Consider the following 23,225-nt stretch of genomic DNA (forward strand, 5'->3'; position numbering starts at 1 on the left):
CACCGCTCGGAAGGCCTCCGGTGCCGAAGCCGCTGCTGTTCCTGGACGTCGACGGGGTGCTGAACCCGGTCCATCCCGATCCGGACGCCGGGTTCGACACCCACGCGCTGTTCGGCTACACCGTCCTGCTCTCCACCCGGCACGGCGAGTGGCTGCGCGAGCTGGCCGGGACCTACCAACTGGTCTGGGCCACCACCTGGGAGGAACACGCCAACACCCACGTCGCCCCGGCGATCGGCCTGGACCCGCTCCCGGTGGTCCGCTTCAGCGGCTACGTCCCGCAGCCCGGCGATCCGCGCATCCCGCTGATGGAGCTGTTCTCCGCCGCCAAGTGGGCCCCGCTGCTGCGCTACGCCGCGGGCCGTCCGTTCGCCTGGGTGGACGACGTCATCCCCGGCCGGCTGTTCCGCAGGTCGCTCTGGCGCCGCGACCGCCTGCTGCTGCCGATCGACCCCGGCCAGGGCCTGGAGCGCCGGCACGTCGACCGCCTGCTCGCCCGCCCGCCACGCGTCCGGGCCTTGTCGGCCAGGAGGCGGACGACCGTCGGGCCGGCACCCGTCGACCCCGTACCCGAGATCCCCGCACCCGAGGACCCGGCGCTCAGGAGGTCGGCAGCCAGCTGACGTGACCGGCGAGCAGCGCGTACCCGACGAAGGCCACCGTGTCGATCAGCGCGTGCGCCACGACCAGCGGCATCACCCGCCCCCAGCGCCGGTACAGCAGGCAGAACACCACCCCCATCACCATGTTGCCGACCAGCCCGCCGACCCCCTGGTACAGGTGGTACGAGCCGCGCAGCACCGAACTGGTCACCACCGCCGCCGGCCAGGACCACCCCCACTGCCCCACCCGGCGCAGCAGGTAGCCGAGGACGACGACCTCCTCCAGGATGGCGTTCTGCCAGGCCGACAACACCAGCACCGGCACCCGCCACCAGACGTCCGGCAGCCCGGAGGGCGCCACCGTCAGGTTGTACCCGGCCGCCTGCGAGGCCAGGTACAGCACCAGCCCGGACCCGCCGATCGCCGCCGCGACGGCGGTGCCCCGGCCGAGGTCGCGCAGCTTCTGCCCGAGGTCGAAGCCCAGCACCTTCAGCGTGACGCCCTCGCGCACCAGCAGGTACCCGACCAGCACCACCGGCATCAGGCCGCGCCCGATGTAGTACAGCTGCCAGGCCAGGTCCAGCCACGGCCGGCCAGGCGCCCGTGAGCCGTTCAGCACGGCGACCTGCCGGCCGAGCTTGATCGGCTCGGTGAGCGAGCCCGCGAAGCTGATCAGCGCGCTGATCCCGCTGGCCCCGAGCGAGAGACCGAGGACGATCAGCAGCTCCGCCCCGAGCTGACGTCGGGTGGGCGGCGCGGCCTGCGGCGCGGTCGGGACGGTGGTCACGGGGGCTCCAGCGGACGGGCGGTCGCTCCGGCCGTCGGCCGACCGCCGGAGCGATCATCCTGACACAGCGCCCCGGCCGGCCGACCGGCCAGGTGCGCACCGGCCGACCGGCCGGGTCAACCGACCGGCCAGGTGTGCACCGGCTCCCCACCGCGCATGAGCTCCGCGTAGCGCCGGGTCATCGCCGCGAGCGCCGCCGGCCGGTCCATCCCGTACCGCTCGCGCAGCCGGTGGAAGGTCGTGCTCTGCCAGGCCGCGCCATTGGTGCGGCGCAGGCAGCGCTGCTCGATGATGCCCAGGTAGCGGTCCCGGTCGGCGGGCTCCACGCCCCACTCGTCGAGGCCCTGGTAGGCCATCGGCAGCAGCTCGCCCAGCACCAGGTCGACGGCGGACACCGTCTGCAGCCCGCCGCCGCGCCCGGCCCGTCCGGGACGCGGCCACTGGAACACCGCGTCGATGCCGTACCGGGCGCCCTGCCGGAAGTTCTCGTCCGCCCGCTCGAACGGCAGCCGGGTCCAGATCGGCCGGGGCTGTTCGGCGAGCACCCGCACCAGCCCGTAGTAGAAGGCGGCGTTGGCCAGCGTGTCGGCCACCGTCGGCCCGGCCGGCAGCGCCCGGTTCTCCACCCGCAGGTGCGCCACCCCGCCCGCGACGTCGTAGATCGGCCGGTTCCAGCGGTAGATGGTGCCGTTGTGCAGCCGCATCTCAGCGAGCTTGGGCGCGCCGCCGGAAGCCAGCACCTTGAGCGGGTCCTCGTCGTCGCAGATCGGCAGCAGCGCGGGGAAGTACCGCAGGTTCTCCTCGAACAACTCGTACGCCGAGTCCACCCAGCGCTCGCCGAACCAGGTGATCGGGCGCACGCCCTGCGCCTTGAGCTCCGCCGAACGGGTGTCGCAGGCCTGCTGGAAGAGCACCGGTCGGGTCTCCCGCCACAGCTCCCGCCCGAACAGGAACGGGGAGTTCGCCCCCATCGCGAGCTGCGGCCCGCACAGTGCCTGGGCGGCGTTCCACACCGAGGAGAAGCGCTCCGGGGTCACCTGGAGGTGGAGCTGCAGCGAGGTCGCGGCGGCCTCGGCCACCATGGTGATGGACTCCAGCTGGAGGTGCTCGACGCCCTCGATGTCGAGCGCGATCTCCTCCCCCCGCGCGGCCAGGATCTGGTCGCTGAGCAGGGTGTACCGCTGGTTGTGGCTCATCGCGTCGAGCCCGGTGTGGGCGTGTTCCAGGGTCGGCAGGATGCCCACCATGACGATCCGGGCGCCCGCTTCGGCGGCCCGCCGGTCGGCGTAGCGCAGCCCGGTGTCGATCTCCTCGCGCAGTTCCTCGAAGACGTGCCCGCAGAGCCGGTGCGGCGTGATGTTGACCTCGATGTTGAACCTGCCCAACTCGGTCTGGAAGTCGCTGGAGCCGATCTCGCTCAGCACCTGGGCGTTGTTCATGGCCGGCAGGCCCTGCTCGTCGGCCAGGTTGAGCTCGATCTCCAGGCCCATCACCGCCCGCGGCCGGTCGAAGCGCTCCTCCCGCAGCATCCGCCCCAGCGCCTCCTGACAGGCCTGGAGCTTGCGTCGGTACAGCTGCCGGTCCGCCAGATCCGCCCGAGTCGCCACGACCTTCTCGCCCACGGTCCCCTCCTCCTCCTGAGACACCCCGTTGAGCCACCCGGCCGACCGACCGTGCAAGCATCATGCCCACCTCGAAGATCGATACCCGAATGCTTGTACTGGCTTACAATGCAAGGAAACTGACGGCTTTTCAGGCCATCTGCAGACTTGCCCGGCGCCACGGCCTGTGATAAACAGATCACCCTGCGCTTCTGTTCGATGGAATTCGCACAGCACTCCGGCCGGTTCGCTCCCGCCCCGAAGCCTCGTCGAGGCCGGCGACCGCGCCGGCGCCGCGATCCTGCACAACCGGACCCGGTCGGCCCCCGTCACCGATGACGCGCCGCGCCATGCCGGTATGCCGCACTCGCACGCCGATCTCGCTTGGAGAGGCGGACCCCGCCATGACTCTGCAGACCCCACAGCCCCCACCGAGCGCCCTGCGCGCGGTCCTGGGCGCACTCGACTCGGAGACCGCGCTGCGCCAGCCCGCCGCCGCCGCGCTGCGTCATCCGGCCGGCCCCCTGGTCCCCGCACATCCGCTCGCGGTGCACGTCCTGGACGGCCCGCGCCCCGAGCTCCCCGCCGCCCGCCGCACCGGGTGGCGCTTCCTGATCAAGGACGGCGCCGACGTGGCCGCCGCCGCCGAGGTGGTCCAGGCCGTCGAGGGCCACACCTTCTCCCACTTCACCGCCGGCCCCTACCTCGACTCGACGGTCCGGGCGCTGCGCGAGGCCTGGCAGCTCGCCCAGAGCTCCCGGATCCGCCGACAGCCCCGACTGCTGACCTTCCCCGGCCAGTACGCGACGGCGCTCTGGCTGCACAGCCCCGACACCGGCCCGGCCGCCGACCTGCTGATCCCGCTCGCCCCGGCCCCGCTCGGCGTCACGGCCCACCGCGCCTACCCGGCCGCCGAGCTGCTGCCGCTGCTCGCCCGCGCCCCGCTCGTCAGGCCGCTGCTGCTCGGCTCCTCCTGAAGCACCCACCTCCGCACGGGCCGCCGGACCACCCGCCCGGCGGCCCTCAGCCGTGTCCGCACGTCCGGGCCCGGGGAGCGTCACCCGGGCCCGGAGCGCTTCACCCGAACGGCGACCACCCGAACGAGGCACCCGCCATGGCCCGTTCGGGTCATCCTGCGAGTGACCCACCGGTGCGCGATTTCCCTCCGGCCCCACCTGAACGGGTGATCTCTGCCCGGGAGTTGTGGCGCATGTCACGAAATACCTGCGCGCACGTCCGGAGATGCCGACACTGGGAACCAGCGTGGAAGGACCACCTGTCCTACCCACTTGAGCGCCGGTCAACACCTGGTCGGCGTGCGGACAGGATCCGACCACCGCGGCGGCCCCGGACGGCACGACCTCCGGCGGCCGCACCACGGGGAGGATCGCAGAGCGAAGCGAGGGTACGCGTATGTGCCAGCACCGTCCTGAGTGCCCGTCGGCCGAGTCCGAGGACCGCGAAGCGGCCGAGTCGGTGGCTTGCCACCCGGAGCAGGGCTGGAGCCTGCTCTGCAACGGCGTCGTGCTCTTCGAGGACACCGGAGAGCTGCTGCCGGACGGCCGGGTGATCGCCCCGCGCCGCCCGGTCGCCCACGCGGCCTGACCGCACGGCCCGACCACCCGACCGTACGACCGGCGCGACCGGCGGCTCCGGGCGGGTACGGGCAGGGCCCCGGCGGAGGTTCCGCCAGGGCCCTGCTGCCGTCCGTCCGGGCGCCGTCGGCGCCCGGGATCCGTCAGACGCCGTACTCGTCCAGCGGCGGGCAGGAGCAGACCAGGTTGCGGTCGCCGTACGCGCCGTCGATCCGGCTCACCGGCGGCCAGTACTTGTCCGCCGGGTTCACGCCCGCCGGGAAGACCGCCTCCTGCCGCGAGTAGCCGTGCGTCCAGTCGCCGGCCAGCTCGGCGGCGGTGTGCGGGGCGTTGCGCAGCGGGTTGTCGTCGGCCACCCACTCGCCCGAGCCGACCTTGTCGATCTCGGCCCGGATCTCGATCATCGCGTCGCAGAACCGGTCGATCTCGTGCAGGTCCTCGGACTCGGTCGGCTCGATCATCAGCGTGCCGGCCACCGGGAAGGACATCGTCGGCGCGTGGAAGCCGTAGTCGATCAGGCGCTTGGCGATGTCGTCCACCGTCACGCCCGTCTCCTTGGTCAGCGGGCGCAGGTCGATGATGCACTCGTGCGCGACCAGCCCGCCGGGGCCGGTGTAGAGCACCGGGAAGTGCGGCGCCAGGCGCTTGGCGATGTAGTTGGCGTTCAGCACCGCGACCTGGGTCGCGTGCTTGAGGCCCTCGCCGCCCATCAGCCGGACGTACGCCCAGGAGATCGGCAGGATCGCCGCCGAGCCCCACGGCGCGGCCGAGATCGGACCGACACCGGTGGCCGGGCCGGCCTCCGACTGCAGCGGGTGGTTCGGCAGGTACGGCGCCAGGTGGGCGCGCACCGCGACCGGGCCGACGCCCGGGCCGCCGCCGCCGTGCGGGATGCAGAAGGTCTTGTGCAGGTTCAGGTGCGAGACGTCCGCGCCGAACTTGCCCGGCTTGGCGAGGCCGACCAGGGCGTTCAGGTTGGCACCGTCCACGTACACCTGGCCGCCGGCCTCGTGCACCATGGCGCAGATCTGGGTGATCTCGGTCTCGTACACGCCGTGGGTCGACGGGTAGGTGACCATCAGCACCGACAGGTTGTCGCGGTGCTGCTCGATCTTGGCCTTCAGGTCCTCGACGTCCACGTCGCCGTCGACCAGGGTCTTCACCACGACCACGCGCATGCCCGCCATCACCGCGGAGGCCGCGTTGGTGCCGTGCGCGGAGGACGGGATCAGGCAGACGTCACGCTGGGTGTCGCCGTTGGCGCGGTGGTAGGCGCGGACGGCCAGCAGACCGGCCAGCTCGCCCTGCGAGCCCGCGTTCGGCTGGATCGAGACGGCGTCGTAGCCGGTGACCTCGACCAGCTGCTGCTCCAGCTGGCGGATCAGGGTCAGGAAGCCCTGGGCCTGATCGATCGGCGCGAAGGGGTGCAGCTGGCCGAACTCCGGCCAGGTCACGGCCTCCATCTCGGTGGTCGCGTTGAGCTTCATGGTGCAGGAGCCCAGCGGGATCATGCCCCGGTCCAGCGCGTAGTCCCGGTCCGACAGGCGGCGCAGGTAGCGCAGCATGGCGGTCTCCGAGCGGTGGCTGTGGAAGACCGGGTGGGTGAGGTACTCGTCCTCGCGCAGCAGCGCGCCCGGAAGCGCCTCGGCCGCCTCGGCGACCTCGACCGCCTCGACGCCGAACGCGGCCCAGACGCCGGCCAGGTGCTCGCGGGTGGTGGTCTCGTCGGTGGAGACGGAGATCCGGTCCGCGCCGTCCTGGTGGACGTTGATGCCGTTGGCGCGGGCGGCGGCGGCGATCTCGGCGGCGCGGCCCGGGACGACCGCGGTGACGGTGTCGAAGAACTCGCCGTGCAGCAGCTCGACACCGCCGGCCCGCAGGCCCTCGGCGAGGGCGGCGGCGTAGCGGTGGGTGCGGCGGGCGATGTCGGCCAGGCCGTCCGGACCGTGGTACACGGCGTACATCGAGGCCATCACGGCGAGCAGCACCTGGGCGGTGCAGATGTTGCTGGTGGCCTTCTCGCGGCGGATGTGCTGCTCACGGGTCTGCAGCGCCAGGCGGTAGGCCCGGTTGCCGTCGGAGTCGACCGAGACGCCGACCAGGCGACCGGGCAGCGAGCGGGCGTACTCGGCGCGCACCGACAGGTAGCCGGCGTGCGGGCCGCCGAAGCCCATCGGCACGCCGAAGCGCTGCGAGGTGCCGCAGGCGATGTCGGCGCCCAGCGAGCCCGGGGACTTGAGCAGGGTCAGCGCCAGCAGGTCGGCGGCGACGGCGACGATCGCGCCCAGGCCGTGCGCCTGCTCGATCACCGGGGCGAGGTCGCGAACCACGCCGGTGGCGCCCGGGTACTGCAGCAGCACGCCGAAGACGCCGCGCTCGGCGATCTCGGCCGGGATGCCCCCGGACAGGTCGGCGACGACGACCTCGACACCGGTCGGCTCCGCGCGGGTCTCGATCACCGCGATGGTCTGCGGCAGGGTCTCGGCGTCGACCAGGAAGACACCGCCCTTGACCTTGGTGACGCGGCGGGCCAGCGCCATCGCCTCGGCGGCGGCGGTGCCCTCGTCGAGCAGCGACGAGCCGGAGGTCGGCAGGCCGGTCAGGTCGGAGACCAGGGTCTGGAAGTTGAGCAGGGCCTCCAGGCGGCCCTGCGAGATCTCCGGCTGGTACGGCGTGTAGGCGGTGTACCAGGCCGGGTTCTCCATGACGTTGCGCAGGATCACCGGCGGCGTGAAGGTGCCGTAGTAGCCCAGGCCGATCATCGGCTGGAGCACCTGGTTGCGGCCGGCCAGCTCGCGCAGCTCGGCCAGGACCTGGGCCTCGGTCCGGCCGGCGGGCAGGTCCAGGCCGGTGATGGAGCGGATCGCCTCGGGCACGGCCGTGGCGGCGAGCTCGTCCAGCGAGCCGTAGCCGACGGACGCCAGCATCTTCTCCTGCGCGGCGGCGTCGGGGCCGATGTGGCGGTTCTCGAAGGGGCTGGCCAGCTCAAGCTCGGTGAGGGTCGAGGCGCCGGTGGGGCGTCCCGCGTTCGGCTGGGCGTTCATGGTGGTCGAGGCCTCCTGGTCACGGACCGGCGGGGGTACGCACGCCGTCCGGCCTTCCCCGCTGCGGACAGCGGAACAAGCCATGGCGGGCGGACCCGACAGGCCTCCCCCTCTGTCATCGGGACCTGAGAGCTTCGCCCGCACGGCATGCGGTCGCACGCCGTCGGCTTGCACCGTCGGTGAGGGTGGTGATCGCCGGCTTCCGTGCCGACACTCCTGCCCTGCTTTCCAGAGTGACCTACCCCACACGGTACGGATGCCTGAGAGATTCCGGGGAGGAGTTGCTCCTTCGGCGCCCCGACCAGCGGTTTTCGCGGTCGGAGACTCTCCCGAGCGGGCTCTGCGGTCGCCGCCCAGGGTACCAGCGGGAGGCGTTCCGATCACGGGTGCTTCTGGTCACCCCGGGTCTACGCGCGTCCCCCGGACGGCCCAGCCCACAGCCCGTCCGGCGCACCCCGGTCGCGCACGTCCGATTCATGGCATTTGGTGTGAAGTGGCGGACGGGACGGGTGCTCCGGCCGCCCTCCTGCGGGGGTTCCGCAGGCTCAGCGCACTGGAGGAATGAGTGCAGACCGACATCGATCCCCGGGACCTCATCGGCCACAAGGCGGTCGACCGCAACGGAGACAAGATCGGCACGGTCGACGAGGTGTACCTGGACGACGCCACCGGCCGGCCCGAATGGGCCGCCGTCCGGACCGGCATCTTCGGCCGGGACGCCTTCGTCCCGCTCACCACGAGCGAGTTCTCCGGCGACGAGCTCCGGGTGCCGTACGACAAGTCACTGGTCAAGGAGTCCCCGGACTTCGGCGTGGGCCAGCACCTGTCCCCCGCCCAGGAGCTCCAGCTCTACCGCTACTACGGCCTCGACACCCCGATGGACGGCCGCCCGGCCGGGGAGGACAACGGCCGGGCCGCGCGATCCGACCTCGACTTCGGCACCACGGCGGCCGCTGCGGCAGCCGCACCCGCCGCTGCCTCTGCGGCCGCCGTGACGGCCACCAAGCCGCGCGCCTTCCACTCCCCCGAGCCCGCCCCGGCCCCGGCCCCGGCCACCAACGGAACCAGCACCGTCACGGAGGACAACGTGCGCACCCTCGGCACCCACGCGCCCGCAGCCACGACCGCCGCGACGGCCACGACCTCGGCGTCCCCGACGGTCACGCCCAAGCCGCAGCCCGCCCCGGCGTCCACCGCCCCCGCACCCGCCGCGAGCGTCGGCGCTTCCTCCCCCGGCGGTCCGATCGAAATCACCTGCCGCGAGGAGCGGCTGGACATCACCACCACCTGGCACACCATCGGCACCGCGAAGCTGCGCAAGTACGTGACGAGCGAGCAGATCGAGCGCCGCGTCCCGGTGGTCCGCGAGCGTGTCCGGGTCGAGCGGATGCCGGTCAGCGAGGCCGAGCGCGCTTCCCTCACCGAGAAGGAGATCGCCGAGGGCGTCGAGGAGGTCACCCTCCGCGAGGAACGCCCGGTGGTCCGCAAGTACCTTGCCCCGATCGAGCGCGTGCGCCTCGTCGTCGAGCGCTACACCTCCGAGGAGGTGGTCCGGGACGAACTCCGCCGCGAACACGTCGAGGTCCACGACAACACCAAACCTTCGGCCGCCACCGCCACGCCGCCGTCGTCGACCACCACCCCGACCCCGGACACCTCCCACCCCGCAGCCGCACGCCCCCTCGTCTGACCCCACCCCCACCAGGGCCCCGACCACCCGGCCGGGGCCCTTCCCCATGCCCGGCCCCCACCGCGCGCCGAAGTACCACCCCGGCCCGCCCCCACCCCGACCCTTCCCCTTTGCCAAAGCACCACCGCGCCCCACCCCAGCCCGCCGCAGGCGCTCCCCACCACCCCACCCCCACCCCCACCCCCGACCCTTCCCCTTTGCCAAAGCTTAACCACTCGATATTTGACACTCTGAAGTATCTCCCGGCATGGTTACTTCAGTTCATTCACTATGTACGGGAGGAAGCAACCGTGAGTGAGGCACCACAGCCCACCACCGCGGCCGAGAAGCAGAGCAGCGCCCGGGTCCTGCCGGCCCTCATCCTGGCGATGCTGTCGTTCAGCGTGGTGCAGACCGCGGTCGTCCCGATCCTGCCCTCGCTGGCCAAGGAACTGAGCGTCTCCGGCTCCAGCATCACCTGGCTGATGACCGCCAACCTGCTCTCCGCAGCCGTGCTGACTCCCCTGCTGGGCCGCTTCGGCGACCTCCGGGGCCGTAAGCCGATGCTGCTGATCTCGCTGGCCGGCCTGGTCGCCGGTTCGGCACTGGCCGTCAGCACCCACTCCTTCACCTGGCTGGTCGTCGCCCGCGTCCTGCAGGGCGCCGGCGGTGGCGTCATGCCGCTGGCGATCAGCATCGTCCGCGACGAGCTGCCCAAGCAGAAGGTGACCGGCGGCGTCGCCGCCATCAGCGCCTCGATGGGTGTCGGCTCCGGCCTCGGCCTGGTGGCCACCGGTGTCCTGCTGGAGCACTGGAACTACAAGTCGATCTTCTGGATGGGCCTGGTCTTCGGCCTGATCGCGATCGCCCTGGTCGCCTTCCGCGTCCCGTCCGACCCGGTCACCGACAAGGACGGCGGAGCCGACCCGCTCGGCGCCATCACCCTGGCCGCCTGGCTCTCCGCGCTGCTGGTCGCGGTCAGCCAGGGCAACCACTGGGGCTGGACCTCCACCAAGACCCTCGGCCTGTTCGCCGTCGCCGCCGTCGTCGCCCTGGTCTGGGGCGTCATCGAGACCAAGGTCGCGCACCCGCTGGTGGACATGAAGATGATGTCCCGCCCGGCCGTGGCCTTCACCAACCTCGCGGGCCTGCTCATCGGCTTCGGCATGTACGGCTCCTTCATGGTCATCAGCAACTTCGCCCAGACCCCGGAGAAGCTGACCCACTACGGCTTCACCGCCACCGTCCTGCACGCCGGTGTCATGCTGCTGCCCTCCGCCATCGGCTCGATGGTCGCCGCCCCGCTCGGCGCCCTGCTGATCGCCCGCCGCGGCCCGCGACTGCCGCTGGTCCTCGGTGGTGTCCTCGGCGCCGTCGCGATGGCCTACCTGGCCCTGCGGCACAGCCACGAGGGCGACATCTACACCGCCTCGGCGGTCTTCGGCCTCGGCGTCGGCCTCGCGTTCGCCGCGATGCCCGCCTACATCAACGGCGCCGTCCCGGTCGAGCAGAGCGGCATCGCCAACGGCATGAACTCCGTGCTGCGCACCGTCGGTGGCGCGATCGGCACCGCCGTCATGGCCGCCATCCTGACCGGCGACACCATGAAGCTGCCCCCGCAGATCCCGCTGACGCTGCCCACCCTGGACGCCTACAAGCACGCGTTCTGGGTCGCGGCCGTGGTCTGCATCGTCGCCGGCGCCGTCCCGTTCCTGATCCGCGCCGCCAAGCCGGCCGCTCCGCTGACCGTCATCGGCGGCCCGGCCCAGCAGGACTCCAGCGACGAGCTGGTGAAGACCGACGCCTGACGAGGCGTCCGGCCCCGCGCTCAGGGACAGGGCGCGGGGCCCCGGCCTCCGTACGTCGCGAGGGCATCACGACCGTACGGGGTCCGGCACGGTGATGCGGCCCCACCCGGTACTCCCCCACCGGGTGGGGCCGCTTCGTGTCTCCGCCCCCTCACCCTTCACTGACCGCCACCCGCGCCCTCCTCGCCCTCCCCCAGACGCAGCGGCAACGGCCGGGCCGGTTCGAGCGCCGGGTCGTCCACCGCGAAGGTCCGCACCCGCCCGGGCCCGCTCCACGGCGTCTCGAACCGCACGGTGACCCTCCCGACGCCGCTGCCCTGCACCCAGCCCGGCCCGAACTCCGCGTGCCGGACGTCCTGTCCGGGCATCCACCGCCGCACCGCCACGGCCTCCGGCTCCTCCCCGGCCGGCTCGTCCTCGGCCGCTGCCTCCGCGTGCTCCGCCGCCTCCTCCCGCTGGGCCTGCGCGAACAGGTCCTCCTGGGTGTAGTCGGCGAGTTGGGCGACGCCCACGCCGAGCAGCCGCACCCCGCCGGTGATGTCGACCTGCTCCGCCAGCCGACGCGCGGTCGCGGTGATCACCGCCTCGTCGTCCGTGGGCCCGCCGAGCGTCTCCGAGCGGGTCAGCGTCGAGAAGTCGAACCGCCGGACCTTGAGCACCACGGTCCGCCCCGAGCGCCCGGCCGCCCGCAGCCGCCGCACGCACCGGGCGGCCAGCGCTTCGACCTCGCGCAGGACCCGCTCCCGGTCGGCCAGGTCCACTTCGTAAGTGTCCTCCACCGAAACGGACTTGGCGTCCTGGTCGGCCACCACCGGCCGCTCGTCCAGTCCTATCGACATGTGGTGGATCCCGGCGCCGTGCGCCCGTCCGAGCAGCTGGACCAGCTCCGTCTCGCCCGCCTCGGCGAGGTCGGCCACGGTGCTCAGCCCGGCCCGCCGCAGCACCTGTTCGGTGGCCGGCCCGATCCCGGGCAGGGCCCGTACGGGCATCGGCCCGAGCACGGCCCGCTCCTGCCCGGGCTCGATCAGCACCAGGCCGTCCGGCTTGGCCTGCTCGGAGGCGATCTTGGCCATCAGTTTGGACCCGGCGGCCCCCACCGAGCCGGTCAGCCCGGTCAGCCGCTGGATGTCCGCCCGCAGGTCCTCCGCCAGTGCGAGCACCAGCCGCTCGCCGGTGTCGTGGTCCGCCTCCGCCAGCACCGGGCCGTACGGACCGGCCTCCAGGTCCACGAAGGCCTCGTCCAGGCTGAGCGGCTGCACCAGCGGCGACAGCTCCCGCAGCAGGCCCATCACGATCTCGCTGACCTGCCGGTAGGCCTCGAAACGCCCCGACAGGAAGGCCGCGTTGGGGCAGAGCCGACGCGCCTGCGCCATCGGCATGGCCGAGTGCACCCCGAACTTCCGCGCCTCGTAGGAGGCCGTGGAGACCACCCCGCGCCCGCCGAGCCCGCCGACGATCACCGGCTTGCCGCGCAGGCTCGGCTTGGCCGCCTGCTCCACCGCCGCGAAGAAGGCGTCCATGTCGAGGTGGATGATGCTCGGCAGTGATCGCACCCGCCGATCATCGCGTACGGGTCCGACAGTGCGTACGAACCCGGCCGGACACCCCACCCGCCCGACGCCCTGCCCGCCCGGCTACGGCCGCTCGTCCGCGGCCGCCAGCGCCTTCGGGATCCCCTCCTCCTTGGGCCCGAGGAACACCGGGTCCGGCCGCAGCCAGGCGTTGACGGCCGCCTTGCCCGCCCCGGCCACCTCCCGCACCCCGCCGTACAGCCAGGTCTCGTCGTGCGGCTCCGGCACCCCGACGGCGTACGACCGGATGCCCGCCGCCTCGCACAGCGCCAGCGCCCGCCGGACGTGGAAATCCTGGCTGACCAGCACCGCCCGGTCCACCCCGAAGATCCGGTGCGCGCGGGTGCAGGAGTTCCAGGTGTCGAAGCCCGCGTAGTCCCGGACCACCCGCTCGGCCGGCACCCCGTGCCCGGTGAGGTAGGTGAACATCGCGTCCGGCTCGTCGTACTCGACCCGCCCGTTGTCCCCGGTCACCAGGATCGCCTGCACCTTGCCCTCGCGGTACAGGTCCACCGCCGCGACCAGCCGGTGTTCCAGGTACGGCGAGGGCTTGCCCTGGTCCAGCCCGGCGCCGAAGACCACCGCGACCGGCGCGGACGGCGCGCTCTCCACCGTGCCCACCCGGTCGCCCGCCGCGATCCACACCCAGGCGCTCGGCGCCAGCGCGAGCGCGCAGAGCGCCGTCCCGACCTGGAACACCCTGCGCTGCGTGCGCCGCGTCCGCAGCCGCGCCCCCAGCTGTCCGGCCCTGCGCCGCAGCAGCCCCGCCATCCCGGTGCCGACCCCCACGTGCCCCTCCCTCGATCGTTCCACCAGGCAACACGACGGGGCCGCGGGCCCGAACGGTTCCCCGTCCGGGCCCGCGGCCCCGTCGACACCAGTACTCAGACCGCCCGGTTGCGCCGCTGGGCCAGCTCGTCGGCCGGATCCTGCGCGACCAGGGTCTCGCCGGTGTCCGTGCGTTCCGCGTGCATCCGCCCGAGGGTGAGCTCCAGCTCCCGCCAGACCGCTCCCACCGCGATGCCGAAGACCCCCTGACCACCCTTCAGCAGATCCACCACCTGCTGCGGCGTCGTGCATTCGTACACCGTCGCGCCGTCGCACATCAGCGTCATCCCGGCCAGGTCGGCCTGTTCAGCGGCCTGCAGGTGGGCGACGGCGACCCGGATGTTCTGCAGCGAGACGCCCGCGTCGAGCAGCCGCTTCACGATCTTGAGCAGCAGCACGTCGCGGAAGCTGTAGAGCCGCTGGCTGGTCGCCGGGTACGCCGTCCGGACGCTGGGCTCCAGCAGCCCGGTCCGGGCCCAGTAGTCCAACTGGCGGTAGGTGATGCCGGCCGCCGCGCAGGCCGTCGGGCCGCGGAAGCCGATCAGTTCGGATGTCGGGGCCAGCCGCTCGATGGCCGGCTGCCCCGGTTGCACGGCCGGGAACCTGCCCACCCGGGGCAGGTCCGTGACGGTGCGAGCGGTGCGCGGCACGTGCACGGCGCACAGGCCTCCCACGGCCGCGTCATCGCCGGTGCTGCTCATGCTTGCCTCCGTCCACTTGTGCTGCGGGCAACCCGACCGCGGGCATCGGCCACCCGGACAGCCACTCCTGACGGTAGGCAGTCCCCTATGACCCGTCAACGATCGCCACGCCGGGCCAGACAAACCACGTCACTCAGGAGAGTGGTTTTTCGTGCCCCTAGTGTGGGTAGGTCGACGGTTTTTGGCAAAACGAATGAGCCGTACAGCCGTAAAGGCGGCCCCGCTACTGCGGGCCGCCGCCCCCGAAGTCCTCGGGCGAGACCTGGTCGAGGAACTCCCGGAACTTCTCGACCTCGTCCTCCTGCTCGTCCGGGATCGCGATGCCCGCCTCGGCGAGCACCTCCTCGCTCCCGTAGATCGGCGTACCGGTCCGCAGCGCCAGCGCTATCGCGTCCGACGGCCGGGCACTCACCTCGACCCCGCCGGCGAACACCAGCTCGGCGTAGAACACGCCCTCCCGCAGATCGGTGATCCGCACCTCGGTGAGCTGCTGGCCGAGCGCCTCCAGGACGTCCTTGAACAGGTCGTGCGTCAGCGGGCGCACCGGAGTCATGCCCTGCTGGGCGAAGGCGATCGCGGTCGCCTCGCCGGGGCCGATCCAGATCGGCAGGTAGCGATCTCCCCCGACCTCCCGCAACAGCACGATCGGCTGGTTGGAAGGCATCTCCACTCGGACACCCACGACGTCGAGCTCATTCACACAGGCAACCCTATGGCTCCGGTCCCGGATATGAAAGCGCAGAGCCGACGCCGCTGGTCAGCGCGGTGCCCCCGGGGCCCGGAGGCCGTCCGGGAGGCTACCCGCGGGTCCGCAGACCGGCCTGGACCATTGCCGCGTGCAGCCGTACCGACAGCGTCGCGAGCTCCCGCGCGGTGGCCTCCGCATGGGCCCTGGTCTGCGGGTTCCGGTGCCGGCGCAGCGGCGCCACGACCTGCTCCACCAGCGCGATCTCGCGGTCCGCCGCCGCCTTCATGGCCCTCAGGTGCCGCGGCTCCAGCCCGTACCGGCCGAGCTCCGCGACCAGCCGGGCCACCTGCAGCGCCTCGCCGTCGTACCCGCCGTCCGGGCCGGGCGCGACCAGCCCGTAGGCCTCCCACTCGACCAGCTCCGGCTCCCCCGCCTCGGCCGCGGCCAGCAGTTCGGCGCGCCCCAGCCGGACCCCGGACGGGACCTCGGCGGAGGCCACCAGTTCGCGGTCCGCCTCCTCCAGCGGCCCCGGCCGGGTGTCGGCCGCGGAGGGCAGCGCCGGCGGGCTCTCCCCGCGCTCGATGGCGTCCAGGTGCTCGCGGATCACCCGCAGCGGCAGGTAGTGGTCCCGCTGCATCCGCAGGACGTAGGCCAGCCGTTCGACGTCGGCCGGGCTGAACTTGCGGTACCCCGAGGGCGTGCGCTGCGGCTCGACCAGCCCCTCCGCCTCCAGGAAGCGGATCTTGGAGATGGTGACCTCGGGGAAGTCGTCACGCAGGAAGGCGAGCACCGCGCCGATGCTCAGCAGTTCTTCACCGCCACGCCGCCGCCCGACGGGCCGCTCCGCGCGGATCGGCTGCCTGGGGCCCGCGACCACCCCGCGCCCGCCGCGGTCCGCCTGCGGACCGGACGGGACTGGGGTGGCCGCCCCGAGAGAAGAGGAAGGGGTATTCGTATTCACTCGGGCTCCTGCCGACGTTGGTTTCAGTACCCCCGGTTGTGGCCGGCGAAGAACACCAGCCGGTACTTCCCGATCTGGACCTCGTCGCCGTTGTTCAGCGACACCTCGTCGATCCGCTCCCGGTTCACGTAGGTGCCGTTGAGGCTGCCCACGTCCGCGACGCTGAAGCCGGCCGGGGTGCGGCGGAACTCCACGTGACGGCGCGAGACCGTGACGTCGTCCAGGAAGATGTCACCCTGCGGGTGACGCCCCGCCGTGGTGACGTCCGAGTCGAGCAGGAAGCGGCTGCCCGAGTTCGGGCCGCGCTGCACGATCAGCAGGGCCGAGCCCGGCGGCAGCGCGTCGATCGCCGACAGGACCTCGGCCGACAGGGCCGGCGTGGCACCGGTGCCGGTCGTGGTGCTGGGGTCGTACGACTCCAGACCGGAGATGGAGATGGTCGACGTGGTCTCCGCCGCCCCCTCGGGCAGCAGACCGCCGCGCAGCGCCGTACCGCAGTTGGAACAGAACCGGGCCGAGGCCGGGTTCTGGTTGCCGCACCTGGGGCACGGAGAGGAGCCAGCCATGTTCACAGCCTCCTGGCGCGGCACACCCGACGGGTTGTGCCCGGCGTACGGGTCCGGGGCAAACCCTCCACCAGAGGTTGAGGGTCCTGACTGGAAACCTATGCGCGGGTCGCCGGAGGGGTCAACCGACGCGCCGTAGCCCGCCGGATTCCCCGCGTACTGGGCGGCGCCGCCGTCCCGGTACAGCTGCTGTCCGGCGAACGGCGCGGCCTCGGGGGCGGGTCGCATGCCCGGCACGGCGGGCTCGTCCTCCGGACGGCGGTGCCGCGCGGTGGGCGCCTCCACGGCGGCCGCGTCACGGCCCTTGTTGCGACCGAACAACTTCGAGAAGAAACTCACGGGCGAATCCCCTTGCGTGTGACAGACCCGCCCGCGGGGCAGGGTGAGAACCTCGGACAGGCTGCGAAACCGGTTGCGGCTCGGGCCCGCTGGAGTGGCACTCCGACAGTTGGTGCTGCGGTTGTTGCTCCGGAGCGTACTGGTGCAAACCAGTCTCGCCCATGTGACGGCGGCGCCCCGCAGCGGGTACCGCCGACCCCTGACGGGCCGTTCGTCTGACGCCTCGTCACTTCGATGCCGGCTTGGCGTACTGCGGCGTCTTCGGATCCACGAGGGCGTCGACGACCACCTTCTGCTGCTGGGTGATCGTCGCCCGCGCCTGGTGGCTCTCCAGCGTGCGGACGACCCCTCCCGGGATGTTCAGCGCGGGCGTCAGGTCCTGCGGGTTCCCCACGACGGTGAACCGATAGGGCTGCGAGACCTTCTTCCCGTCGATCTGCACCCCACCGCCCGACAGGTCGGTGAAGTAGGTGTTGACCACCACGCGCACATCGTTGATCTGAATCGCCTCCGCCCCCGCCGCTCGAAGTTCCTGCAGGGTGTCCAGCAGCATATCTGCCTTCACCTGCCCTTGGGGATCATCGACCGTGAGTGCGATGCCCGGACCAGTGGCTTTGACGGTACCGGCGAGAACACCGAGTTCCGTCACCTTCTTCCTGGTCTGCTCCTGGGCCTCCTTGGCCTGGTTGGAGCTGTTCTCCAACTTCGCCAGGGACTGCTCCAGCTCCGCCTTCTCCTGCTGGAGACGCTGCTGACGGCTGTCCAGTTCGTCGAGGATCCGGACCAGGTCCTCCTGGCGGGCCCCGCGCAGCTGGCTGTGGTGATCGTTGGTCGACCGCACCTGGATCGCGAGCCCCAGACCGAGCGAGAACAGCAGCAGCGCCACCACCAACTGCCCGCGCGACAGCCGCGGCGGCCACAGCGCCGCCTGCAGGCGCCGCCGACCGGCGCTCCGGTCCACGACGGGCGGCTGCTCCGCGGCCTCCGCCACCGCGGGTTCGGGCTCCGGCCCGGACTCCGGCTCGACGGCCGACGCCGCCCGCGGAGTCGACCCGGGCCGGGACACGGGCGCGAGCTCCGGCCGGACCGGCTTCAGGAGCCTCAGCGTCGGTTCGGGCGTCGAGCCGCCCTCAAGCTCAGCCTCAGCGTCAGACTTCTCCTCCACCGGGTCCGCCGCGGCATCCTCAGCGGCCTCAGCGGCCTCGGCGGCCTCCGCCACCCCGCCCGGCCCGGCCTCCCCCTCCGTCTCCGGCCCGGGCGCCTCGACGGCCTCCTCGACCGCCGCGTCAGCGGTCCCCTCCGCCGTCTCCTCGACCGTCTCCCCGTCCGGCTTCCCCGGCAGCTTCTCGACGGTCCGCTCAGCGGTCCGCGCGGCCACCACCGCCGGCACCTGACGCTCCCGCTCCTCCGCCGCCGCTGCCGTGCGGCCCGACTCAGGCACGGAAGACATGGCGCCGGATCGCAGCCGCGTTGGAGAAGATGCGGATGCCGAGGACGACGACCACGCCCGTGGACAGCTGCGAGCCGACGCCCAGCTGGTCACCGAGGAAGACGATCAGTGCCGCGACCACCACGTTCGACAGGAACGAGACGATGAACACCTTGTCGTTGAAGATCCCGTCGAGCATCGCCCGGACCCCGCCGAACACCGCGTCCAGCGCCGCGACCACCGCGATCGGCAGGTAGGGCACGACGGCGTCAGGCACCTCGGGTTGGACGAAGAGGCCGACGACCACCCCGATCACAAGACCCAGTACGGCAATCACGGTCTGGCTGCTCCTGTCCCTGTCGCGGTCTTGGCGGCGCCGGTCGACGGACGCCGTTTGGGAGTCGGACCACCGCTGGTCGCGGATGGTGAAGCGGTCGGTGCGGCTGATGGTGAGACGGACGCGCTCGGGCTCTCCGGAGTTCCGGGGCCCGCCGAGGGCGTCCCGCCCGCCGTGGGCGTGGCCGACGCGGTCGCCGGCGACGACTCCGACGTGACCGGCTGCGCGGTCCGCAGCGTCACCCCCACCGCCGCCGGCAGCGTCAGGCTCTTCTGCGTGGAGAGCGTCGACTTGATGCCGTACTTCTCCTGCAGCAGCCGCAGGTACTGCCCGGCCATGTCGTTCTCGAAGGCGGTGAGGAGCTTCGGCCCGTCCCCGATCGCCTGGACGGTGTACGGCGGCACCAGCGGCCGGTTGTCCACCAGCACCGCCTCGCCCGCGGCCCGGATCGCGGAGAGCGCGGTCAGCCGCTGCCCGTTGATCGCGACGGCCTCCGCGCCGGACCCCCACAGACCGTTCACCACCAGTTGCAGGTCACGGTCCCGCAGCCGTCCGCTGTTGGAGAAGCCCTGCCCCGCCCGCGGGTCGACGTTGCCGCCCAGCCCCGTCCCCGCGGCGTCCTCCAGGACCAGCTTCACGCCCGGCCCGGTGACCTCACCCAGCCCGACCGCGCCGGTCAGACCACCCGTGTCGCCCTCGCCCGAGGCGAGCGCCTGCTGCTGCGTGGTGTCGACCTTGCGCCGCAGCTCCTGCACCTGCTTCTGCAGCTGGTCGGCCGCGGTGTTGCTGTCGTTGATCCGGTGGATCAACGCGTCCCGCTCCTTGGCCAGTGACGGCTCGGCCTTGTGCGCGTTCACCGCGCCCACCGTCACCACCGCTCCGACCAGCGCCAGCCCGGCGCCCAGCGTGAGCAGCCCCCGGAGCGTTCCGGGTATCCGGCTGTCGCGGGCACCACCGCGCGCCGCGGCCGCCTCGGCGTAACCCTCGTCGAGGCTGTGGTCCATCACATTGGTCAGCAGGGACATCGAGGCGTCCGGACGGTTGTACCGCCCGTTCGGAGCACTCGGTGTCGGCGTCGCTGGCATGGGGACCATCGTCCCATGGCGACGAGGGGCGTCGTACACGGCCCCTGAGCTGCGCACACGTCGCACACAATGACGGAAGTGACGGACCTCCCCGAATGAGGCGAAACCGGACAGCGGGGCGCACGAACCATGCCGTGCGCCCCGCCGCTCAGGGCCGTCGTGTCCTCAGCTCCGAGTCGTCACCGCCCGGCGCCCTCCACCACCGCCGCCCATTCGTCCAGCAGCGCCTCGGTGGCCTCGTCGTCCGGGCCCTCCGCCCACAGGTGGGTGGTCGCCTCGGCCGGATCGGGCAGCACCAGCGTCCAGCGCCCGTCCGCCTCGACCACCCGGACACCGTCGGTGGTGTCCAGCCGCCGGCTGCCGGCCGCCTCCACCACCGAGCGCATGACCATGCCCTTGGCCGCCCACGGCGTCGCGATGTCCCGGCGCCGGATGTGCGCCTGCGGGATCCGCGCGTCGATCTGGCTCAGCGTGAGCTGGGTCCGCGCCACCAGGCCGACCAGCCGGACGAAGGCCGCGGCCCCGTCCAGCACCCCACTGAACTCGGGCACCACGAAGCCGCCGCGCCCGTCCCCGCCGAACACCGTGCCCTCGGCGGAGGCCGCCTTCGCGAGGTCGTCCGGCGTCGTCGTGGTCCAGATCACCTGGGTGCCGTGGTAAGCGGCGACCTGCTCGGCGATCCTGGTCGTGGTCACCGGCAGCGCCACCTGCCCGCTGCGCCGCTCGGCCGCCACCAGGTCCAGCAGCACCAGCAGCGCCCGGTCGTCGTCGATCACCCGGCCCAGCTCGTCCACGAACGCGACGCGCTCACCGACCGGGTCGAAGCGGACGCCGAAGGCCGCCCGCGAGGAGGCCACCAGCTCGCCGAGCCTGGCCAGCCCGGCCCGCCGGGTCTCCGCGTCCTCGGTCGGCCGCGCCTCGTCGAGCCCACTGGAGACGGTGAGTGCCTCCACCCCGAGCCGGCCCAGGATGCTCGGCAGGACCAGGGCCGCGCTGCCGTGCGCGGTGTCCACCACCACCTTCAGCCCGGCCTCCCGGACCCCGGTGGTGTCCACCGTCCGCAACAGGTTGCCCGCGTAGGAGTCGAAGACGCTGGACGGGAAGGTCAGGTCCCCGATCTCGCCGGGGAAGGCCCGCCGGTACTCCTGGCGCGCGTAGACGCGGTCGAGCTTGCGCTGCCCGGCCTGCGAGAGGTCCGCGCCGCGCTCGTCGAAGAAGAGGATGTCCAGCGAGTCCGGCACCCCCGGGGTGGTCCGCAGGAAGATCCCGCCCGCACTCCCCCGGGCCGTGTGCTGCCGGGCCACCGGCATCGGCACGTTCTCCAGGTCCCGGACGTCGATCGCCGAGGTCTGCAGTGCCGAGATCATCGCCCGTTTGAGTGCACGCGCACCCCGCGAGTGGTCACGCGCGATGGTGACGGTGGCTCCCTTCTTCAGCGTCGTCGCGTAGGCCCCGGCCAGCCGGACGGCGAGCTCCGGGGTGATCTCGACGTTCAGGATCCCCGAGACACCGCGAACGCCGAAGAGGTGCTCCTGGCCCCGCGACTCCCAGATCACCGAGGTGTTGACGACGGCGCCGGCCTCGATGGTCTTGAACGGGTAGACCCGGACGTTCGCCCCGATGATCGACTCCTCGCCGACCAGGCACTCGTCCCCGATCACCGCGCCGTCCTCGATCCGCGCGGCCCGCATCACATCGGTGTTCTTGCCGACCACGCAGCCCCGCAGATTGCTCTGCGGCCCGATGTACACGTTGTCGTGCACCACCGCCCGGTGCAGGAACGCGCCGCGCTTGACGACCACGTTGCTGCCCAGCACGGTGTGCTCACGGATCTCGACGCCGGCCTCGACCTTGGCGTAGTCGCCGATGTACAGCGGCCCGCGGAGCACCGCCTCGGGGTCCACCTCGGCCCCCTCGGCGACCCAGACGCCGGGCGAGATCTCGAACCCGTCCAGCTCGACCTCGACCTTGCCCTCCAGAACGTCCGCCTGGGCCTTGCCGTAGCTCTCGTGGGTGCCCACGTCCTCCCAGTAGCCCTCGGCGACGTATCCGTAGACCCTCTTGCCCTCCTTCAACAGCTGTGGGAAGACGTCGCTCGACCAGTCGACGGACTCGCCCGCCGCGACGTAGTCGAAGACCTCGGGCTCCATCACGTAGATACCGGTGTTCACCGTGTCGGAGAAGACCTGCCCCCAGGTCGGCTTCTCCAGGAACCGCTCGACCCTTCCGTCGTCGTCCGTGATGGTGATACCGAACTCCAGTGGATTCGGCACCCTGGTGAGACAGACGGTGACCAGCGCGTTCTTGCTGCGGTGAAAGTCGATCAATTCAGAGAGATTGAAGTCGGTCAGCGCGTCACCGGAGATCACCAGAAAGGAGTCGTCCTTGAGCGCGTCCTCGGCGTTCTTGACACTCCCCGCCGTGCCCAGAGGTGTCTCCTCGTGGGCATAGGTCAGATGCATGCCCAGCTCTTCACCGTCACCGAAGTAGTTCTTGACGAGTGACGCCAGGAACTGCACGGTGACAACGGTGTCGGAGAGGCCGTGCCGCTTCAGCAGCCGAAGCACGTGTTCCATGATCGGCCTATTGGCGACCGGAAGCAGTGGCTTCGGCATGCTGGAGGTCATCGGGCGGAGTCGAGTGCCCTCGCCCCCTGCCATTACAACGGCTTTCATTACGGGTGCGTCCTCCTTCGCGGTGGTGGACCAGCAGGTCCATCAAACCGTTCCAGAGGGTTCTCTACCCGGAAGGTATCGTCCGACGCACCGATGGAGCGTGTGGCTTCTCTCAGATCACGTCTCAGGCCGCGGACGCCGAGCCCGCCGCGCGCCCCTTGATGATCTGCCTCGCCTGGACCGCGTAAAGAATGGCCGCCCACCAGTACAGCGTGGTCCCCCACCAGATGAAGGCCCAGCTCACCACCTCGGCCGGCCGCGCGATCCAACTGTCCACGCTGCCGAGCAGCAGCAGCGGAAACGCGTACATCAGGTTGAAGGTCGCGGCCTTCCCCAGGAAACTCACCTGCAACGGCCCGTACCCGTGCCTGTTCAGAATGGGCAGCAGCGCGGCGATAAACAGCTCCCGGGCCACCAGAATCGCCGTCAGCCACCACGGCAGAATCTCACGCCAGGTCAATCCGACCAGCGTGGACAGCACATAGAGCCGGTCGGCCAGCGGATCCAGCAGCTGCCCCACCCGGCTGATCTGCCCCCACCGCCTGGCGAGCTTTCCGTCCAGGTAGTCGCTGACTCCGCTCAGCGCCAGGATCAGCAGCGCCCAGCCGTCATTGTTGGGCCCGCCGAAGACCGGCCACAGAATGAGCCAGAGAAAGAGCGGAACGCCGACCAGCCGGCCCATGCTCAGCAGGTTGGGGATGGTGAGGACGCGATCGGTCTGGACCCGCGTCTCCTGGACCTCCACCCGGGGGCCTCCTGTACGTGTGACGACAATGCACGTTGACCATACAACAGAGAAGCCCCCGTCCGGTTCACCCGGCGGGGGCTTCTCTCGAAGAATTGCTCGGCGGCGTCCTACTCTCCCACAGGGTCCCCCCTGCAGTACCATCGGCGCTGTAAGGCTTAGCTTCCGGGTTCGGAATGTAACCGGGCGTTTCC

18 protein-coding genes, 1 rRNA gene, 1 pseudogene and 1 riboswitch are annotated in these 23,225 nt (G+C 71.8%); of the genes and pseudogenes, 5 read left to right on the forward strand and 15 right to left on the reverse strand.

Features of this window, described 5'->3' with window-relative positions:
* Nucleotides 1-20 precede the first annotated feature (20 nt).
* Nucleotides 21-623, forward strand: a complete 603-nt coding sequence (locus tag AB0Q99_RS20565) for an HAD domain-containing protein (protein ID WP_363573781.1) — start codon at nucleotides 21-23, stop codon at nucleotides 621-623.
* Here AB0Q99_RS20565 and AB0Q99_RS20570 read toward each other — a convergent pair.
* A complete protein-coding gene (locus AB0Q99_RS20570) occupies nucleotides 601-1,389 on the reverse strand; it encodes a CPBP family intramembrane glutamic endopeptidase (RefSeq protein ID WP_363573783.1) in 789 nt (262 codons plus the stop codon). The genes AB0Q99_RS20565 and AB0Q99_RS20570 overlap by 23 nt on opposite strands.
* A gap of 116 nt (nucleotides 1,390-1,505) precedes the next feature.
* On the reverse strand, nucleotides 1,506-3,011 hold the full coding sequence (locus AB0Q99_RS20575) for a glutamate--cysteine ligase (RefSeq protein ID WP_363573785.1): 1,506 nt from the start codon (nucleotides 3,009-3,011) through the stop codon (nucleotides 1,506-1,508).
* A gap of 383 nt (nucleotides 3,012-3,394) precedes the next feature.
* Here AB0Q99_RS20575 and AB0Q99_RS20580 point away from each other — a divergent pair, with 383 nt between their 5' ends.
* Complete coding sequence (locus AB0Q99_RS20580; protein ID WP_363573787.1) at nucleotides 3,395-3,967, forward strand: hypothetical protein; 573 nt, start codon at nucleotides 3,395-3,397, stop codon at nucleotides 3,965-3,967.
* Nucleotides 3,968-4,403: 436 nt separating this feature from the next.
* Nucleotides 4,404-4,595: a DUF5999 family protein gene (locus AB0Q99_RS20585; RefSeq protein ID WP_363573789.1), complete on the forward strand. Its 192-nt coding sequence runs from the start codon at nucleotides 4,404-4,406 to the stop codon at nucleotides 4,593-4,595.
* Nucleotides 4,596-4,728: 133 nt separating this feature from the next.
* Here the strand turns inward: AB0Q99_RS20585 and gcvP are convergent, their stop codons facing one another.
* Nucleotides 4,729-7,629, reverse strand: coding sequence for an aminomethyl-transferring glycine dehydrogenase (gene gcvP, locus AB0Q99_RS20590; RefSeq protein WP_363573791.1), 2,901 nt, complete (start codon nucleotides 7,627-7,629; stop codon nucleotides 4,729-4,731).
* 238 nt (nucleotides 7,630-7,867) lie between these two features.
* Nucleotides 7,868-7,971, reverse strand: a riboswitch (glycine riboswitch).
* Between the two features lie 223 nt (nucleotides 7,972-8,194).
* Between gcvP and AB0Q99_RS20595 the strand changes: the two genes are divergently transcribed.
* Nucleotides 8,195-9,319 carry a PRC and DUF2382 domain-containing protein gene (locus AB0Q99_RS20595; protein WP_363573793.1) on the forward strand — a complete coding sequence of 375 codons (1,125 nt, stop codon included), beginning with the start codon at nucleotides 8,195-8,197 and terminating at the stop codon, nucleotides 9,317-9,319.
* Between the two features lie 290 nt (nucleotides 9,320-9,609).
* Nucleotides 9,610-11,106: an MFS transporter gene (locus AB0Q99_RS20600; RefSeq protein ID WP_363573795.1), complete on the forward strand. Its 1,497-nt coding sequence runs from the start codon at nucleotides 9,610-9,612 to the stop codon at nucleotides 11,104-11,106.
* Nucleotides 11,107-11,264: 158 nt separating this feature from the next.
* Here AB0Q99_RS20600 and AB0Q99_RS20605 read toward each other — a convergent pair whose 3' ends face one another.
* From AB0Q99_RS20605 to rrf, 12 genes and pseudogenes are all read right to left on the reverse strand, one after another.
* Nucleotides 11,265-12,659 carry a DNA polymerase IV gene (locus tag AB0Q99_RS20605; protein ID WP_363573797.1) on the reverse strand — a complete coding sequence of 465 codons (1,395 nt, stop codon included), beginning with the start codon at nucleotides 12,657-12,659 and terminating at the stop codon, nucleotides 11,265-11,267.
* Nucleotides 12,660-12,740: 81 nt separating this feature from the next.
* Nucleotides 12,741-13,448 carry an ElyC/SanA/YdcF family protein gene (locus AB0Q99_RS20610; RefSeq protein ID WP_363573814.1) on the reverse strand — a complete coding sequence of 236 codons (708 nt, stop codon included), beginning with the start codon at nucleotides 13,446-13,448 and terminating at the stop codon, nucleotides 12,741-12,743.
* 113 nt (nucleotides 13,449-13,561) lie between these two features.
* The gene (locus tag AB0Q99_RS20615) at nucleotides 13,562-14,206 is read right to left on the reverse strand and encodes a MerR family transcriptional regulator (RefSeq protein WP_363573799.1); all 645 of its coding nucleotides are present in this window, start codon (nucleotides 14,204-14,206) and stop codon (nucleotides 13,562-13,564) included.
* Nucleotides 14,207-14,429: 223 nt separating this feature from the next.
* Nucleotides 14,430-14,906 (reverse strand): bifunctional nuclease family protein, encoded by a 477-nt coding sequence (locus AB0Q99_RS20620; RefSeq protein WP_030062493.1) that lies wholly within the window; start codon nucleotides 14,904-14,906, stop codon nucleotides 14,430-14,432.
* A 97-nt stretch (nucleotides 14,907-15,003) separates the two neighbouring features.
* Nucleotides 15,004-15,699 (reverse strand): MerR family transcriptional regulator, encoded by a 696-nt coding sequence (locus tag AB0Q99_RS20625; RefSeq protein WP_363573816.1) that lies wholly within the window; start codon nucleotides 15,697-15,699, stop codon nucleotides 15,004-15,006.
* Nucleotides 15,700-15,878: 179 nt separating this feature from the next.
* Nucleotides 15,879-16,421, reverse strand: a complete 543-nt coding sequence (locus AB0Q99_RS20630) for an FHA domain-containing protein (protein WP_363573801.1) — start codon at nucleotides 16,419-16,421, stop codon at nucleotides 15,879-15,881.
* Nucleotides 16,422-16,986: 565 nt separating this feature from the next.
* Nucleotides 16,987-17,979, reverse strand: a complete 993-nt coding sequence (locus AB0Q99_RS20635) for a DUF881 domain-containing protein (RefSeq protein WP_363573818.1) — start codon at nucleotides 17,977-17,979, stop codon at nucleotides 16,987-16,989.
* 214 nt (nucleotides 17,980-18,193) lie between these two features.
* Nucleotides 18,194-18,526, reverse strand: a complete 333-nt coding sequence (locus AB0Q99_RS20640) for a small basic family protein (RefSeq protein WP_030062488.1) — start codon at nucleotides 18,524-18,526, stop codon at nucleotides 18,194-18,196.
* Nucleotides 18,527-18,738: 212 nt separating this feature from the next.
* A pseudogene (locus tag AB0Q99_RS20645) lies at nucleotides 18,739-19,551 on the reverse strand (DUF881 domain-containing protein); the annotation flags it as partial.
* A 239-nt stretch (nucleotides 19,552-19,790) separates the two neighbouring features.
* Nucleotides 19,791-22,286 carry a mannose-1-phosphate guanyltransferase gene (locus tag AB0Q99_RS20650; protein ID WP_363573803.1) on the reverse strand — a complete coding sequence of 832 codons (2,496 nt, stop codon included), beginning with the start codon at nucleotides 22,284-22,286 and terminating at the stop codon, nucleotides 19,791-19,793.
* A gap of 124 nt (nucleotides 22,287-22,410) precedes the next feature.
* Nucleotides 22,411-23,031: a CDP-alcohol phosphatidyltransferase family protein gene (locus AB0Q99_RS20655; protein WP_363573805.1), complete on the reverse strand. Its 621-nt coding sequence runs from the start codon at nucleotides 23,029-23,031 to the stop codon at nucleotides 22,411-22,413.
* A 97-nt stretch (nucleotides 23,032-23,128) separates the two neighbouring features.
* A 5S ribosomal RNA gene (gene rrf, locus AB0Q99_RS20660) occupies nucleotides 23,129-23,225 on the reverse strand; the annotation flags it as partial.

Origin of the sequence: Kitasatospora sp. NPDC086791 (assembly GCF_040685975.1) — a bacterium.
GTDB lineage: Bacteria > Actinomycetota > Actinomycetes > Streptomycetales > Streptomycetaceae > Kitasatospora.